This is a genomic window from Alloalcanivorax xenomutans (assembly GCF_032810065.1).
GTDB lineage: Bacteria > Pseudomonadota > Gammaproteobacteria > Pseudomonadales > Alcanivoracaceae > Alloalcanivorax > Alloalcanivorax xenomutans.
Map to the genome: position 1 here is coordinate 222,272 of NZ_CP136538.1, position 16,017 is coordinate 238,288.

The window sequence follows — 16,017 nt, forward strand, 5'->3', positions numbered from 1 at the left end:
AATAATGAGGGCAGACCCGGCGGCCACGGCGTCCAGAAGGCCCGAGTGTGCCCAGAAATCAGGCGGGCATCAAGAGGTGGAGAGGGATTCTCCAATAAGCGTCAACACGGTGTTGAGGTGGCGTAATCCCAAAGTGGTGCAAACGATTCGATTCGGATCCGGTTGCAGCAGACCGCGTTCACGCAAGGGCGCCAGCAGGGCCGCGATGCGTTCCTGATCCACGCCGCTGTTTTGGCTCAATGTGCATGAGGGAACGCCGTTGGTCAGACGCAACGCGTTCATCAATGCTTCGAACAGAGGATCTTCTATGGCGGTGATACTACGGCGTGTCTGTTCCGGTGTCCGAAGATAGGCTTCCGGTTGCCGGGTTTTTTGATAGCGTACACGTTGTCCGTCACGGCGCGTCAGTTTGCCGTGGGCGCCGGCGCCGATCGCCAGATAGTCGCCGAAGCGCCAGTAGTTGAGATTATGACGGCAGCGGCGATCCGGCCGGGCAAAGGCGGAAACTTCATAACGCTCATAGCCATGGCGCCGCAACAGGGCAAACCCCTGTTCCTCGATGTCGGCCATGGTGTCCTCGTCCGGCTGGGTCGGAGGGGCGCGGTAGAAGGCGGTATTCGGTTCAATGGTGAGTTCATACCAGCTCAGGTGAGCGGGTGACAACTCGATGGCCGCTTGCAGATCCGCCAGCGCCTGGGCCGGCGTTTGTCCGGGCAGCGCGTGCATCAGATCCAGATTGAAATTATCGAAACCGGCGGCGCGGGCCAGGGCCACGGCACGGCGGGCTTCCTCGGGGCCGTGAATACGCCCAAGAGCCGCGAGCTGGCCGGGATCGAAGCTCTGTACGCCGATGGACAGGCGGTTGATGCCGGCCTCGCGGAAGCCTTCGAAGCGGCCCGCTTCCACGGTGCCGGGGTTGGCCTCCAGGGTGATTTCCACGTCGTTGGCCATTGGCAGGCGCTGGCGTAGGCCATCCAGCAGGCGCCGGTAAAAATCGGCGCTCATCAGGCTCGGTGTGCCGCCGCCGATAAAGATCGAAACAACGGGCCGGTCCAACTCACCTTCCAGCCAGCGCCGGTCCGCGTCGAGATCCGCCAGCAGGGCGTCGAGGTATTGGGTTTCAGGGAGTGTGTCGCGCTGATGGGAATTGAAATCGCAATACGGACATTTGCGCACGCACCAGGGTACGTGCACGTATAACGCCAGGGGCGGCCGCTCCGGGGTCACGGCAGTGGATGCTCCCGCAGTTGCGCGATCAGCTGCTGCAGAGCGCGAGCGCGATGGCTGACGCGGTTTTTCTCTTCCGGCGGCATCTCGGCGGCGGTGCGGCCGTCACCACTGATCTGAAAGTGCGGATCGTAGCCAAAACCGAACTCGCCGCGTGGTTCAAGAACGATTTCCCCTTCCCAACTGCCCTGGCAGACCAGCGGCGTCGGATCCTCGGCGTGGCGCATCAGTACCAGCAGCGCCTGATAACGGGCGGTGCGGGGAGCGTCGGGCAGGTCGCCGAGCATCTCCACCAGCAAGGCGTTGTTTTTCGCGTCGCTGGCACCGACACCGGAGAAGCGGGCGGAATAAATACCGGGGGCGCCGTTGAGGGCGTCCACTTCCAGGCCGGAGTCGTCGGCAATGGCCGGCAGGCCGGTGTGCCGGGCGGCATTGCGGGCCTTGAGAATGGCGTTCTCGACGAAGGTCAGACCAGTCTCTTCCGCTTCCGGCACATCGAAATCGCTCTGCGGCACGATGGTCATGTTCAGCGGCGCCAGAATGGCGTTCATTTCCTCCAGCTTCTTGCGATTGCCGGAAGCCAGAACCAGGGTTGCCATGGTCTCTCCTTGAATAGGGGGGCGGTTACCGGGTCACCCGATAGATGGCGATCTCGCCGAACAGATTTGGCAGCAGCCGGGGCAGGGTGCTGCTGCGGTGATCGCGGTTGACCACTTCCCGCTGAATGATGCGGATGTCGTTTTTGCGACAGTGCGTCTCGAAGTCATTCACCGTGCACAGATGAATGTTGGGGGTATCGTACCACTCATAAGGCAGCGCGGAAGACACCGGCATGCGGCCCTTGAAGGCGAGATAACTGCGCACCCGCCAGTGGCCGAAGTTGGGGAAGGTGATGATCGCCTCGCGACCTACCCGCAACATTTCCGCGAGGATGCGGTCCGGGCGTAACACCGCCTGCAGGGCCTGGGTCATCACCACGTAATCGAAGCGGTCGTTCTGGAAGTTGTCCAGGCCGTTGTCCAGGTCCTGTTCGATCACGTTGACGCCGTTCTCGAAACAGGCGGCCAGGTTGTCCTGGTCGATCTCCAGGCCGTAACCGCGCACCCCTTTGTTTGCTTTCAGGTACGCCAGCAGCGCGCCGTCACCGCAACCCAGGTCCAGCACCGTGGCATTGCGCGGAATCCAGTCGCTGATCAGGCTCAGGTCGTTACGCTCCGGCATCCACTCGCGGATCCGCTGTACATCATTGGCCATCGGCATCCACCTCATCGGCCACCCGGCGCAGGTAAGCGCCGAACAGTTTCACATACTCCGGGATCGGCAGCAGGAACGCATCGTGCCCCTTGGGCGTATCGATCTCGGCGTAGCTCACGTCCCGGCCCACATGGGTCAGAGCGTTGACGATCTCGCGGCTGCGCTCCGGCGAGAAGCGCCAGTCGGAATTGAAGGACATCACCAGGAAGCCGCAACGGGTACGCTCCAACGCTTGTTCCAGGGTCCCGCCCTGCTCGCGGGCGGGATCGAAGTAATCCAGCGCCTTGGTCATTAGCAGGTAGGTATTGGCGTCGAAATTGCGGGAGAAGGTTTCACCCTGGTGACGCAGATACGACTCCACCTGGAATTCCACATCGAAACCGAAATGGAAGCGGCCGGAGCGCAAGTCGCGGCCGAATTTCATGCGCATGGCGTCGTCGCTGAGATAAGTGATGTGCCCGACCATGCGCGCCAGGATCAGGCCCTGACGGGGATAGGTATCGTGCAGATAATAGCGGCCGCCATGGAAGTTCGGATCGGTGAGAATGGACTGCCGGGCCACCTCGTTGAAGGCGATATTCTGCGCCGACAGTTTGGGCGCCGCGGCAATGACCACGGAATGGCGCAGGCGCTCCGGGAAATCAATCGCCCATTGCAGGGCCTGCATGCCGCCGAGGCTGCCGCCAACCACCGCCGCCCATTGCTCAATGCCCAGTGCATCCGCCAGCCGCGCCTGGCTCTTGACCCAGTCCTTCACCGTCATCATGGGAAAATCCGGGCCCCAGAGCTGGCCGGTCTCCGGATTGGTGGAGGTGGGGCCGCTGGAACCGTGGCAGCCGCCCAGATTGTTCAGGCACACGACGAAGAAACGGTTGGTGTCGATGGGCTTGCCCGGGCCGATGCAGCTGTCCCACCAGCCCGGACGTTTCTCGTCCATGCTGTGATAGCCCGCGGCGTGGTGATGGCCGGACAGGGCATGGCAAATCAACACCGCGTTACTGGCGCTGGCATTGAGGTTGCCGTAGGTCTCGTAGACAAGATCGTAGGATGGCAACTGACGCCCACATTCCAACTCCAGCGGCTGGTCCACATGGAGGGTATGGGGCTGTACCAGGCCCACGGAGTCCTGGGGGATTGATTCGGGCATTTCGGGTCATCATCCAAAGGTGAGGCAAAGTCTATCGACCCCCCCCAAGGCATGCAATGCGGCCACCCCGGTATCGTGGTCCATGGACTCCGGGTTACCACGCCGCTGTGGGAGCTTGCCTGCAAGCGAATCGGGCTCCGAGCCCCAAAAAATTCGCTTGCAGGCAAGCTCCCACAGCGGCTTCGTAGTGTAATCTGTGGGAACCAGCTTGCTGGCGAATACGGCTTCCGGTGTTGGGACATTCGCTTGGGTGAAAAGGGGACATGATGAGCAACGGGAACGTTCATGGCGCGGGGACGCGGGCAACGGTGGACCGCCTTTATGCCCTGGTCGCCAATGACGAGGATGCGCGCACCTGTACCGATATCAGTGAAGAAGCCTGCCGCGAGGTGCCAGGCAACTTCTTCAAGATCATTGTCGCCAATCTGCTTTCCAAGGTCGGAGATCTGCTGATCAATCCGAAAACCATCCTCGCCTGGCTGATCGGCGCGGTGGGGGCGCCGGGATTTCTCACCGCCGCCTTGGTGCCGATCCGCGAATCCGGATCGCTGATTCCGCAGTTGCTGATCGGCGCCTGGATGCGCCGGCATCCGGTGCGCAAGGGGTTCTGGGTGCTGGGTTCGGTGATCCAGGGGATCTGTGTTCTGGGCATGGCGCTGTCGGTGTGGCAGTGGCAGGGGTTGGCCGCCGGTCTGGCCATCGTCGGTTTGCTGGTGGTGTTCAGTCTCGGGCGGGGCTTCTGCTCGGTGGCGATGAAGGATGTGCAGGGCAAATGCATTCCCAAGGCCCGGCGCGGCCGTCTTACCGGCCTTGCCGCGACCCTGTCCGGTCTGGTGACCCTCGGGGTTGGCGTGGTGCTGTTCCGCGGTGGCCAGGATCCGGGCATGGTGTTCTATTCGGTGTTGCTGGTGGGGGCGGCCCTGGCGTGGCTGCTGGCGGCGGGAGTATTCGCCTCGGTGGATGAATTCGCCGGCGAAACCGCGGGTGGCGGACACGCCCTGAGGGATGCCTGGCGCAGCCTTGGGTTGCTGATCAGCGATGCGCCTTTCCGTAACTTCGTGATCGCCCGGGCTCTGCTGATGGCGTCCGCTCTGGGTTCGCCGTTTCTGGTGGTGCTGGCGCAGAAACAGAATTCCGGCGCCGCGTTGCTGGGTGGGTTTCTGGTAGCGTCGAGTCTGGCCAGTACCGTCTCCGCCAGTGTCTGGGGGTTCATGGCCGACGCCTCCAGCCGCAAAGTGATGATTCGCGGTGGCGGTCTGGCCTCGGCCACCTGCCTGCTGGTGGCGGTGTTGGCCCTGGCCGGCGAAGGCGCCGCCGCCTGGTTTTATCCTTTTGCCTTCTTCGTGCTGGCTATTGCCCATGCCGGTGTGCGTATCGGCCGCAAGACCTATCTGGTGGACATGGCCGGTGGCACCAAGCGCACCGACTACACCGCGGTGAGCAATACCGTGATCGGTGTGCTGCTGCTGGTGGCCGGTGGTATCAGCGCGGTGGTGTCGCTGCTGGGCACCGAGTGGGCGTTGATCAGCCTCGGTGCGATGGGTGTGCTGGGGACGCTGTGGTCGTGGAAGTTACCGGAGGTGGAGTAGAGCGCTGTCGAGGGTTGGCTGAGTGTGGATAGGGCGCTGTTTTTTCGGCCTTGGCGTCACGGTGACCTGTGCTAGGATTTGCGCTTCGGCCTCGATTTGGGGGAGGCCGGATCACAATAACCAACGGGATAACCAATGGAGGGAAACCGTGAAAAAATCAATTGTCCAAATACCCGTTGCTCTGGCCGCTATCGCGGCGACGCTGTCCCCTCTCGCCCATGCCGAGGACCCGCGCCTGCTGGTCGGCGGCTCGCTGATGCGTGACGAGAGTAATCTGGATGAGGTGGTGGAAAGTATTGATCCGCTCATCCGTGCCAGTGCGCCTGATGCGGAATGGGGGACGGACCTTTATGTGGGGGTCGCCTTCAATCAGTATTTTCAGGCCCGTTTCGGGCATCGCCTGTTTGGTGATTCCGAAACCCGGATTTACGGCGGCAAGATGGAGGTGGAAGCGGACGGGGTCTATGTGGCTCTGGATGGTCTGATGCCGGTGACGGAACGGTTGTCACTGGGGGGGACGCTCGGCATACAGAGTGTGGACGTCACCCTGAAAGTCAGCGATGGCTACAACGGCTTCAAGGACGATGACGATGCCCGTGATTTCTTCTACGGCTTGCGGCTGCAGTATCTGGTAACCGACCAGCTCGCGCTGACCGCGGCCTATAATCGCTACAAGTTCGAGATCGACGCCAACGGCGTGGATGATCTGGAATATGACAGCGTGGGGATCGGCGCTCAATACCGGTTCTAGGCATTACTGACCGGACTACGAAGCCGCTGTGGGAGCTTGGTCCGGGCGGCGGGCCGCTGCAAGCGAATCTTTTTCCGAGAGCCCATTCGCTTGCAGGCAAGCTCCCACGGTGGCCTTAAGGACCGAGCCACGGTTCGCTGGTTATACCGCCTCGAACAACAGATCCCAGACGCCATGCCCAAGCCGCTCGCCGCGGCGTTCGAACTTGGTTTCCGGCCGCCAGGCGGGGCGTTCGGAAAACTGGCCGGTGCCGGCGAGATTGCGGAAGCCCGGTGCCTGGTTCATTACCGCCATCATGTGTTGCGCGTAGTCTTCCCAGTCGGTGGCCATGTGCAGCGTGCCGCCTTCCTTTAATTTGCCGCGAACCAGCGCCACCCACTCCGGTTGGACAATGCGGCGCTTGTGATGCTTCTTCTTGTGCCACGGATCGGGGAAATAGAGCTGCACCCGTGACAGGCTGTGATCGGGGATGCACAGTGTGAGGATGTCCACCGCGTCATCGCAGTAGCTGCGCAGGTTGCTCAGACGCTGTTCCTCGATCTCCATCAGCAGCGCGCCGACACCGGGCCGGTGCACTTCCACGCCAATAAAATCCTGCTCCGGGGCGGCCGCCGCCATGGTGGCGAGGGAATGGCCCATGCCGTAGCCGATCTCCAGTACCCGGGGGGCGTCGCGGCCAAACACCGTTTCCGGTTCCAACTGGCCGCCGGCACGTTCCAGACCATAACGCGGCCACAGTGTTTCCAGGGCGTGACGCTGGCCAACGGTAAGGCGGCCTTCACGCAGAACGAAGCTGCGCACCTTGCGCATCACCTTGCCGGTGACCGGGTCTTTGTCCTGGTTGATGAAATCGAGCATGGCGGTTACCGGCTCACGCCATCCAGCGGCGAGGACGCGGCGGCATAGGCCTTGCGTGGCATGCGGCCGGCCAGGAAGGATTCGCGGCCGGCTTCGATGGCCTTGCGCATGGCGGAGGCCATCAGAACTGGCTTGTTCGCATGGGCCACGGCGGAGTTCAGTAGCACACCGTCACAACCCAGCTCCATGGCGATGGCGGCGTCGGAAGCGGTGCCCACCCCGGCATCGACGATGATCGGCACTTCCGCCTCTTCCAGGATCAGGCGGATGTTGTGCGGATTGAGGATGCCGAGGCCGGATCCGATCAGCGAACCCAGCGGCATCACCGCCACACAGCCCATGGACTCCAGTTCCTTGGCCACGATCGGGTCGTCGTTGGTGTACACCATCACCTTGAAGCCGTCGTCCACCAGGGTTTGGGCGGCTTTCAGGGTGTGGGTGATGTTCGGATAAAGGGTTTTCTGATCGCCCAGCACTTCCAGCTTCACCAGATCATGGCCGTCCAGCAGTTCCCGCGCCAGCTTGCAGGTGCGCACCGCGTCCTCGGCGTTGAAGCAGCCGGCGGTGTTGGGAAGGATGGTGTATTTGTCCGGGCTGACGAAGTCCAGCAGATTGGGTTCGTCGGCGTTCTGGCCGATATTGGTACGGCGAATCGCCACGGTGACGATTTGCGCGCCGCTCTCCTCGATGGCCGATCGGGTCTCCTCGAAATCCTTGTACTTGCCGGTGCCGATCAGCAGCCGGGAGGAATAGGTTTTTCCTGCGATATCGAGTAGGTCGGACATGATGGCCTCGGTTGAGATTGGTGGGTTAAGGAGACGGGGGAGCCGGAGGCTCATCCCCCTCCTATGGCGTGCACGATTTCCACGACATCCCCGTCGCGCAGCACATGATCGGCATGGGCGCTCTTGGGGACAATGTCCCGGTTCACTTCCACCGCCAGCCGTCGTCCGCTCAGGTTCAGGGCCTGAACCAGGTCGGCCACGGTACGGCCGGAAAGGGAAAAGGGTTCGCCGTTAACGGTCAGGGTGGTCATCATTCAATCCACGGAACGGAACAAAGCCCAGGCCAGCATCAGCCAGCCCACGATCAGGGCCACGCCGCCAAGGGGGGTGATCGCACCCAGCCAGCGTTGGCCGCTGAGTACCAGTACATACAGGCTACCACTGAACACCACCATGCCGGCAAACATCACCCAGCCGGCGGTGATGGCGCCGCCGGCGGAGAATTGACGGGCCAGCAGGCCGGTCAGCAGCAGGGCCAGAGCATGGTAGAAATGGTATTGGCTGGCGGTCTCCCAGATGGCCAGATCGGCGGGGCCGACCCGCGCCTTGAGGCCGTGAGCGCCGAACGCGCCCAGCATCACCGCGAGGGCACCGTTGAGCGCGCCGAGAGTGAGTAACGCATTCATTGAGAGTCATCCCTCATGCGTGGGTGATCGGGAGAGTGTCGCCGGGTAGCGGAAAAACGCCGGGATTATAACGCAAACGCCACCCGGAGGTGGCGTGCAAAAGGCAGAAAAAGCAAACAAAGCAAAAGTAACAAAAACAAAATCAGCGCATTACGGGTTCGTGCAACGATCAGGCAGCTATGGCGTTACGCAGCTTCTTGATCGCGTTGTTCTCCAACTGGCGGATCCGCTCGGCGGACACGCCGTACTCATCAGCCAGCTCTTGCAGGGTGGACTTGCTGTCCGCCAGCCAGCGGCGTTCGAGAATGTCGCGGCTGCGATCATCCAGCGCCAGCAGGGCGGAGCCCAGCTTGCGGGAGTTACGGTCCTGATCGTCCTGCTCGGCAAGCAGTTCAGCGGGGTCGCTGTTGTCGCTGTGCAGGTACGCGGCCGGTGACGGAATGGTGTTGTCCTCATCGTCGTTGATGGGGCCGTCGAAGCTGGCGTCATAGGCGCCCAGCCGACCTTCCATTTCCTTCACCTGTTCCGGGGTTACCCCCAGATCATCGGCTACCCGGGCGGCTTCTTCCGGCGTCAACCGGCCCAGACGTTTCTTCTGACCACGCAGGTTGAAGAAAAGTTTCCGCTGGGCCTTGGTGGTGGCCACTTTGACGATACGCCAGTTACGGATCACGTATTCGTGAATCTCCGCTTTGATCCAATGCACCGCGAAGCTGACCAGGCGCACACCCTTGGCCGGATCAAAGCGTTTCACCGCCTTCATCAGACCCACGTTGCCTTCCTGGATCAGATCGCCCAGTGGCAGACCGTAGCCGGTGTAGCTGCGTGCGATATGCACGACAAAGCGCAGATGGGCCAGTACCAGATTGCGGGCGGCATCCAGGTCTTCCTGAAAGTACAACCGCTCCGCCAGTACCCGCTCTTCCTCGGCACTGAGCACCGGCACGGCGTTGACCGCGCGGATATAGGCGTCCAGGTCATTACCCGGTACCGCCAGCGGCATGGCCTGTGCACGTTGCAGTTGTGTGTTCATGTATCCCTTCTCCCTTTTGGATGGGAAAGATATTAGCACTCGGTCCCTTTGAGTGCTAATAGGGGTTTTGGTTCCCCGCTATCGTCGGAATCAATAATGACCCCGCTCTCCCCATCGGACCCCGATCTGGATCAATGATTCCATGGTTGGATGACGAATGGATGTAACGGGAAGTAAAAAAGCAGGATCGCGAACTCGGATATGGCTACGAAGCTCCCACAGCGGCCTCGTAGTCCGGTCTTTGGATAGCCGGCTGTCCGGCGCCTAGAACTGCGGCTCGATCTCGCCCAGATGCCTGCTCACCGCCAACCAGGCGCCGAGCAGGCCCAGGGCGCCGCTGAACAGCGGCAGGATCAGCGCGGTTGCCGGGGACATCCCTGTGAGCGAATGCTCACTTTTGTACAGATCCAGCAACTGATTGACCGGGCCGCCCAGCCACCACAGGGCTGTGCCGACCAGGATCAGCGCCCCCAGCCCGCCGGCGAAACCGCAACAGAAGCCGCTATAAAGGAAGGGACGGCGGACAAAGCCGTCGGTGCCGCCGACGATCTTGATCACCACGATCTCTTCGCGGCGGCTCTCGATGGCCAGCCGTACCGTATTCACCACCACCAGCACCACGGCGGCGGCCAGGGCCAGGGTCAGCACGCCGATCAGGCGCTGCCCCAGCTCGATAATGGCATGCAGGCGCCGCACCCAGGCCACATCCAACTGTGCCAGATCCACTTCCGGCAGCTTCGACAGGCGTTGCTGCAGGGCCTCCAGCGCCGCCGGCTCGTTGTTGGACGGGAACACCACGATCAGCGGCGGCAGCGGGTTGTCCGGCAGGGCTTCGAGTACGTCACCGAAACCGGATTGTTCACGGAATTCATCCAGCGCCTGCTGGCGGGTGATGACCTCGGTGTCCGCCACGCCGTCCAGGGCTGCCCAATCCTTGGCCAGAGCCCGTTGCCGCTCCTCGTTGACATCCATCTTCAGAAAGACGGACAGATGGGCGCGGCCATCCCAGCCCTGGGTGATGACCCGGGCGTTGTCCAGCAGCACCGATAGGCCGGTGGGCAGGGCCAGGGCGATGGCGATCACCAGGATGGTGAGCAGAGTACTGCCGGGAGTACCGCGCATGCGCCCCAGCGCGTCCGCCAGCGAGTCCCGGTGATGGTGCCGCCAGGCGGTGAAATGATCGCCCAGGGAGGTGCGGGCGCTGCGGGCGCCGGCGGGGCGTTTCGGGTTACGCGCCATACCAGTCTCCCGCGGCCGGGGTGGCGCTCTCGACGCCATCGTGGATCAGATTGCCTTCGCGCAGAGTCAGCAGGCGGTGGCGGTAGCGGGCGATCAGCGACAGGTCATGGGTGGCGATCAATACCGCCACGCCAACCCGGGCGAAGTCGTGGAACAGGTCCATGATTTCCGCGGACAGGGCCGGGTCCAGGTTGCCGGTGGGCTCGTCGGCCAGTAGCAGAGGTGGCTTGTTGACCACCGCCCGGGCGATGCCCACCCGCTGCTGTTCGCCGCCGGAGAGCATGATCGGATTCTGCTTCTCCTTGCTGAGCAGGCCCACTTTGTCGAGGGCGGCGCGCACCCGTTTGCCGATATCCGCCTTGGGGAAACCGGCGATCACCAATGGCAGGGCCACGTTGTCGAACACACTGCGATCGAACAGCAACTGGTGGTTCTGGTGGACCATGCCGATTTTGCGGCGCAGCAAAGGGATATGGCGGTTGCCGAAGCCATTCAGGTTTTGCCGGCCGACGAAGATCTGCCCCTGAGTCGGGCGCTCGATCATCATGATCAACTTGAGCAGGGTCGATTTGCCGGCGCCGGAATGGCCGGTAAGAAAGGTGAGCTGCCCGGCGGGCAATTCGAACGACACCCTGCGCAGGGCATCCTTGCCGCTGGCGTAGCGTTTGCTGACCCGGTCGAATTTGATCATGGATGCTGGTCTCGTTGAGCGTGCTGGGGAGCTTCGATCAGGAGGTCACGTCCTCGAACAGGGCCTGCACGAATTCCTCGGCGTTGAAGGGCCGCAGATCCTCCAGGCGTTCACCGACACCAATGAAGCGGATCGGCAGACCGGTGCGTTTGGCCAGAGCGAACAGGATACCGCCTTTGGCGGTGCCATCCAGTTTGGTCAGCACCAGGCCGGTGACACCGGCGGTCTCACGGAATTCCAGGGCCTGGTTGATGGCGTTCTGGCCGGTACCGGCGTCCAGCACCAGCAGCACCTCGTGGGGCGCTTCCGGGGACAGCTTCTTCATCACCCGGGTGACCTTGGACAGCTCCTCCATCAGGTTGCCGCGAGTATGCAGGCGGCCGGCGGTGTCGGCGATCAGTACATCCGCCTGGCGGGACTGGGCGGCCTGCACCGCGTCATAGATGACACTGGCGGAGTCGGCGCCGGTATGCTGCGCCACCACCGGAATATCGTTGCGCTCGCCCCATACCTGCAATTGCTCCACGGCGGCGGCGCGGAAGGTGTCGCCGGCGGCCAGCATCACATTGCGGCCCTCCGCCTTGAAGCGGCAGGCCAGCTTGCCAATGGTGGTGGTCTTGCCGACGCCGTTCACGCCCACCATCAGGATCACGTGGGGTTTGTGCGCGCCGTTGATGACCAGTGGTTGATCCACCGGCACCAGCAGCTTGCGCAGCTCTTCCTGCAGCGCCTCGTAGAGGGCGTCGGCGTCCACCAGTTCCTGGCGGCCGACGCGCTCGGTCAGTGCCTGGATGATCACGTCGGTGGCTTCCACGCCGACGTCCGCCACCAGCAGCTGGGTTTCGATCTCCTCGAAGATCTCGTCGTCGATCTCCTTGGCGCCCACCAGCAGATCCGCCAGGCCCTTGCCCAGGTTCTTGCTGGTCTTGCTCATGCCCGCTTTCATGCGGGCCCAGAAACCGGCCTTGTCTTCTTCCTCGCTCGTTACCGGCGCGGTGGCTGGAGGCTCGGGCGCGGCCACTGGTTTCTCCGGTTCCGCGCTTTCCGCGGGCTCCGGTGTGGTTTCACGCCGCTCCGCCGGAGGGGCGGTGGAGGCCGGTTCGCTGGACTCTGTCTCGTCCGCGGCGGGTCCGGCCGGGGCCGCTTCCTCGCGGTCGCGGCGGAACATGCGCGAGAAGAAACCGCCTTTCTTTTGTTCCTTCTCGGCAGGGTTATCGTCGTCGCGGGAAACTTCGTCGTTCATGATCAGTCGTATCCATCGGGTTGTCCGGCCGCGGCCGGAAGAACCCGCCCTGGTGGCGGATTCGGAAAAAGCGTCGCCCGCGTCGGCGGGCGAGCGGGTATCCTACCACTGTCGCGGAGCCTGTTCATGGCCTATGCGACGCCACCGTGAACGCGGTATGGCGGCCGCTGCCCAACCGGCCGTTGGTGAATAAGGGGGGGAGCCGGCGCGCTGGTGGTGTGAGTCCGGCATTTCCGATCAGAGTATGAGAGGACGTTTGATGAGAATCCTGGTGGTAGCGTTAGTGTTGGGGATGTTGTCATCCCTGGCCCGGGCGGACTTGCCGACCCACGAATTCAGTCTGGATAACGGTCTGCGCGTGCTGGTGCGCGAGGATCACCGGGCGCCGGTGATCACCGTGATGATCTGGTTCAAGGCGGGCAGTATCGACGAGGCCCCCCATGAAACCGGGCTGGCCCATCTGCTTGAGCACATGATGTTCAAAGGCACCAAACATCTGGGACCGGGAGAATACTCACGGATCGTGGCCCGCTTTGGCGGTAGCGACAACGCCTTCACCAGTTACGATTACACCGCTTATTTCCAGCAGTATGAGTCCTCGCGTCTGCCCCTGGCGCTGGAGCTGGAAGCGGAGCGCCTCAAGAATCTGGAGATCGACGACCAGGAGTTCCATCGTGAGCTGCAGGTGGTGATGGAGGAGCGCCGGCAGCGCACCGACGATAACCCCAATGCTCTGGCCTGGGAGAAGTTCCAGGCGGTGGCGCGGCCCGGCACCGGTTACGCCCACCCGATCATCGGCTGGCGCGACCTGCTGGCCCAGCTGCAACCGGAGCAGGCGCGCAGCTGGTTCCAGCGCTATTACGTGCCGTCCAACGCCACCCTGGTGATTGCCGGCGACGTCACCGAGGAACAGGTACGGCCACTGGTACAACGCTTTTTCGCCAAGCTGCCGGCCGGGGAGACGCCGCCAAGGCCGAAACTCAGTCTCGAGCCGCCCGCCGGAGAGCGGCGCCTGTCCCTGCGTCTGCCGGTAAAAGTGCCGGCCCTTTACATGACCTATAACGTGCCGTCGCTGACCACCGCCGAGGACAAGAAAGCGTTCTATACCCTGACCATGCTGGCCGGGGTTCTGGATGGCGGCCTCAGCGCCCGCATTGAAACGGAACTGGTGCGGGGGCAGCGTCTGGCCGCTGGCGCCGGCGCTGGTTACAGCGGTTTGCAGCGGGGCAGTGGGACCTTCACCTTCACCGCCACGCCCAATCCGGAGGTAACCCTGGAGCAGTTGGAACAGGCCTTGCTGGATCAGATCCGTGCCCTGGCCGAAACGCCGCCCAGTGCGCGGGAAATGGAACGGGTGCGCGCCAGTGTCACCGCCAGCCAGGTGTATCAGCGGGATTCGGTGATGGGCCAGGCCATGGAACTGGGCATGCTGAGCACACTGGGTCTGGATTGGCGGCTGGCCGGCGAGTTCGAGGCCAACCTTGCCAAGGTCACCGCCGAGGATGTGCGGGACGCCGCCCGCCGGTGGCTGGTGGATGAGCGCCGCACCACCGCCTTTGTGTTGCCAGAGAAGGCGCAGCCAGAGAATGCACAGCCGGAGGAACAATAATGCGCGCGATGAAAGTAGCGATTTGGAGTGTGATGTGCGCGTGGTTGTTGGCCGGCTGCGCCAGCTTCCCCGCCTCGGAGCGGCAGGTGCGCCAGGCGGAGCCGGCGGCGCCGGAGCTGGATATCCAGTCCTGGCATACCTCCGGAGGCGCCCGGGTGATGTTCGTCCAGAGCGAGGCGCTGCCCATGCTGGATGTGCGTCTGGTAATGAACGCCGGAGGCGCCCGTGACGGCGATCTGCCGGGGCTGGCGGCCATGACCAGCGCGCTGATTGGCGAGGGGGCCCAGGGGTTGAGCGTGGACGATATCGCCCGGGGGTTCGAGGACAAGGGCGCGCAGTTTTCCTCTGGCAGTTACCAGGACATGGCCGTGATCAGCCTGCGTACCCTGTCCGAGCCGCAATGGCGGGACCCGGCTCTGACCCTGCTGGCGCGGGTGGCGGGCCAGCCCACTTTCCCGCGGGACGCTCTGGAGCGCATTCGCACCCAGATGCTGCAGGGACTGAAAATGGAGCGGCAGGTGCCGGGCCCGCAGGTTCAGAAGGCATACCAGAAGCTGCTGTTCGGCGATCATCCCTATGGGCATGCGGAGGGTGGCACCTTGGAGAGCCTGCCGCGTATTCAGCGTCAGGATCTGGTGGATTACCACCAGCGCTATTACACCGCCGGCAATACCGTCATCGCCCTGGTTGGCGATGTCAGCCGGGCACAGGCCGAGCGGATCGCCCAGCGTCTCAGCGATGCTTTGCCACAAGGCGGCGCGGCGCCGGCGTTGCCCCGCGCCAGGACGCTGTCCGCCCGCAAAGTGGAACATCTGACTTTTCCGTCCACCCAGACCCATATTCTGCTCGGCAACCAGGCCACCTGGCGTGGTGATCCGGACCATGTCGCCTTGTATGTGGGCAATTACATTCTCGGCGGCGGTGGCTTTGCTTCTCTGCTTACCCAGGAGGTGCGTGAAAAGCGTGGCTATGTGTATGGTATCTCCAGCTATTTCAAGCCCATGGCCGCCGGCGGCCCGTTCACGGTACAACTACAAACCGCCAACGATAATGCCAGCGATGCGCTCGCTCTGACCCTGGATCAAATCCGCCGCTTCATCGCCGAAGGGCCCAGTGAGGAGGAACTGACCATGGCCAAGGACAACATTCTTGGCGGCATGGCACTGGAAACCGCCGACAACAGCGATATCATCGGCCAGCTCGGCGCCATCGGCTTCTACGATCTGCCTCTGGACTATCTGCAACGGTTCAACCAGCAGGTGCGGGATCTGACCGTGGCGGACATTCAGGCGGCAATGCGGAAGGCGGTGGATCCGGATCATCTGGCGATTGTCAGTATCGGCCCGGAAGCGCCCGCCCTGCCCGCCATGCAAACGGTCGAAAGTAATGAAAGCCAAGGGAAAGACCAGTAAAGGGCAGGTGCGGATCATCGGTGGCGAATTTCGTGGCCACCGTCTGCACTTCGTCGACCAGGGGGGCGATCTGCGCCCCTCCGGGGACCGCCTGCGCGAGACCCTGTTCAACTGGTTGCAATGGGAGCTGTCCGGGGCCCGGGTGCTGGATCTGTTCGCCGGCTCCGGAGCTCTGGGCGCGGAAGCGCTGAGCCGAGGTGCCGAGCGTGCCATCCTGGTGGAGAAAAAAAAGGAGCGCTGTTCCGACCTGTCCCGCCAACTGCGCCCCTTGTTCGGGGAGCGGGTGGTGATACAGTGCGCCGACGCTTTGAAATGGTTGCCGAGGACGGCGGAGCGCTTTGATCTTGTGTTCGTTGACCCGCCCTATGATCTGGGGCTGGCGGAACCCGCCTGCCGCGCCCTGGAGGCGCTCAAGCTGCTGATGCCGGAGGCGTTGATCTACGTCGAATCCCGGCGCCAGGACGGAGCGCCGGAAGTGCCGGAGAACTGGCGGCTGCTGAAGGAAAAAAGCGGCGGTGATGTGCTGGCCCGGCTGTTCCAGCGGGAGTGATGA

Annotated in this window: 17 protein-coding genes; 5 read left to right on the forward strand and 12 right to left on the reverse strand. The window is 63.1% G+C overall.

Annotated features, from left to right (window positions below; translation table 11 throughout):
* Positions 1 to 69: 69 nt before the first annotated feature.
* From hemW to metX, 4 genes are read right to left on the reverse strand one after another with little or no spacing between them, the layout of a single operon-like run.
* On the reverse strand, positions 70 to 1,227 hold the full coding sequence (gene hemW, locus RYH70_RS01095; RefSeq protein ID WP_317009646.1) for a radical SAM family heme chaperone HemW: 1,158 nt from the start codon (positions 1,225 to 1,227) through the stop codon (positions 70 to 72).
* Entirely contained in the window at positions 1,224 to 1,826 is a 603-nt protein-coding gene (gene rdgB, locus RYH70_RS01100; RefSeq protein WP_233918150.1) for an RdgB/HAM1 family non-canonical purine NTP pyrophosphatase, read from the reverse strand. The genes hemW and rdgB overlap by 4 nt, the downstream gene beginning before the upstream one ends.
* A gap of 25 nt (positions 1,827 to 1,851) precedes the next feature.
* Complete coding sequence (metW, locus tag RYH70_RS01105; protein ID WP_374072356.1) at positions 1,852 to 2,481, reverse strand: methionine biosynthesis protein MetW; 630 nt, start codon at positions 2,479 to 2,481, stop codon at positions 1,852 to 1,854.
* Positions 2,471 to 3,628 carry a homoserine O-succinyltransferase MetX gene (metX, locus tag RYH70_RS01110; protein WP_022997247.1) on the reverse strand — a complete coding sequence of 386 codons (1,158 nt, stop codon included), beginning with the start codon at positions 3,626 to 3,628 and terminating at the stop codon, positions 2,471 to 2,473. Before metX ends, metW begins: the two co-directional genes overlap by 11 nt.
* A gap of 263 nt (positions 3,629 to 3,891) precedes the next feature.
* Here metX and RYH70_RS01115 point away from each other — a divergent pair, with 263 nt between their 5' ends.
* Both RYH70_RS01115 and RYH70_RS01120 read left to right on the forward strand, forming a co-directional pair.
* Positions 3,892 to 5,217, forward strand: a complete 1,326-nt coding sequence (locus RYH70_RS01115) for an MFS transporter (RefSeq protein WP_235069090.1) — start codon at positions 3,892 to 3,894, stop codon at positions 5,215 to 5,217.
* A 148-nt stretch (positions 5,218 to 5,365) separates the two neighbouring features.
* Positions 5,366 to 5,968: a porin family protein gene (locus RYH70_RS01120; RefSeq protein ID WP_158549006.1), complete on the forward strand. Its 603-nt coding sequence runs from the start codon at positions 5,366 to 5,368 to the stop codon at positions 5,966 to 5,968.
* A 141-nt stretch (positions 5,969 to 6,109) separates the two neighbouring features.
* On the opposite strand, the gene trmB is transcribed toward RYH70_RS01120, so the two are convergent.
* From trmB to ftsY, 8 genes are all read right to left on the reverse strand, one after another.
* Positions 6,110 to 6,826 carry a tRNA (guanosine(46)-N7)-methyltransferase TrmB gene (gene trmB / locus RYH70_RS01125; RefSeq protein WP_317009647.1) on the reverse strand — a complete coding sequence of 239 codons (717 nt, stop codon included), beginning with the start codon at positions 6,824 to 6,826 and terminating at the stop codon, positions 6,110 to 6,112.
* A gap of 5 nt (positions 6,827 to 6,831) precedes the next feature.
* A complete protein-coding gene (locus tag RYH70_RS01130; RefSeq protein ID WP_022997094.1) occupies positions 6,832 to 7,611 on the reverse strand; it encodes a thiazole synthase in 780 nt (259 codons plus the stop codon).
* Between the two features lie 50 nt (positions 7,612 to 7,661).
* Positions 7,662 to 7,865 (reverse strand): sulfur carrier protein ThiS, encoded by a 204-nt coding sequence (thiS, locus tag RYH70_RS01135; protein WP_022997093.1) that lies wholly within the window; start codon positions 7,863 to 7,865, stop codon positions 7,662 to 7,664.
* Positions 7,866 to 8,237 carry a DUF423 domain-containing protein gene (locus RYH70_RS01140; RefSeq protein WP_022997092.1) on the reverse strand — a complete coding sequence of 124 codons (372 nt, stop codon included), beginning with the start codon at positions 8,235 to 8,237 and terminating at the stop codon, positions 7,866 to 7,868. It abuts the gene before it with no gap.
* Between the two features lie 169 nt (positions 8,238 to 8,406).
* Entirely contained in the window at positions 8,407 to 9,270 is an 864-nt protein-coding gene (gene rpoH / locus RYH70_RS01145; protein WP_022997091.1) for an RNA polymerase sigma factor RpoH, read from the reverse strand.
* Positions 9,271 to 9,534: 264 nt separating this feature from the next.
* The gene (ftsX, locus tag RYH70_RS01150; protein ID WP_026948372.1) at positions 9,535 to 10,509 is read right to left on the reverse strand and encodes a permease-like cell division protein FtsX; all 975 of its coding nucleotides are present in this window, start codon (positions 10,507 to 10,509) and stop codon (positions 9,535 to 9,537) included.
* Entirely contained in the window at positions 10,499 to 11,200 is a 702-nt protein-coding gene (gene ftsE / locus RYH70_RS01155) for a cell division ATP-binding protein FtsE (RefSeq protein ID WP_022997089.1), read from the reverse strand. Before ftsE ends, ftsX begins: the two co-directional genes overlap by 11 nt.
* A gap of 37 nt (positions 11,201 to 11,237) precedes the next feature.
* Complete coding sequence (gene ftsY, locus RYH70_RS01160; RefSeq protein ID WP_022997088.1) at positions 11,238 to 12,443, reverse strand: signal recognition particle-docking protein FtsY; 1,206 nt, start codon at positions 12,441 to 12,443, stop codon at positions 11,238 to 11,240.
* A 259-nt stretch (positions 12,444 to 12,702) separates the two neighbouring features.
* On the opposite strand from ftsY, the gene RYH70_RS01165 reads away from it, so the two are divergent.
* The 3 genes from RYH70_RS01165 to rsmD are packed head-to-tail and all read left to right on the forward strand — an operon-like array spanning position 12,703 to position 16,014.
* Positions 12,703 to 14,052 (forward strand): M16 family metallopeptidase, encoded by a 1,350-nt coding sequence (locus RYH70_RS01165; RefSeq protein WP_317009648.1) that lies wholly within the window; start codon positions 12,703 to 12,705, stop codon positions 14,050 to 14,052.
* Entirely contained in the window at positions 14,052 to 15,464 is a 1,413-nt protein-coding gene (locus RYH70_RS01170; protein ID WP_022997085.1) for a M16 family metallopeptidase, read from the forward strand. Before RYH70_RS01165 ends, RYH70_RS01170 begins: the two co-directional genes overlap by 1 nt.
* The gene (rsmD, locus tag RYH70_RS01175; protein WP_026948376.1) at positions 15,439 to 16,014 is read left to right on the forward strand and encodes a 16S rRNA (guanine(966)-N(2))-methyltransferase RsmD; all 576 of its coding nucleotides are present in this window, start codon (positions 15,439 to 15,441) and stop codon (positions 16,012 to 16,014) included. Before RYH70_RS01170 ends, rsmD begins: the two co-directional genes overlap by 26 nt.
* Positions 16,015 to 16,017 lie beyond the last annotated feature (3 nt).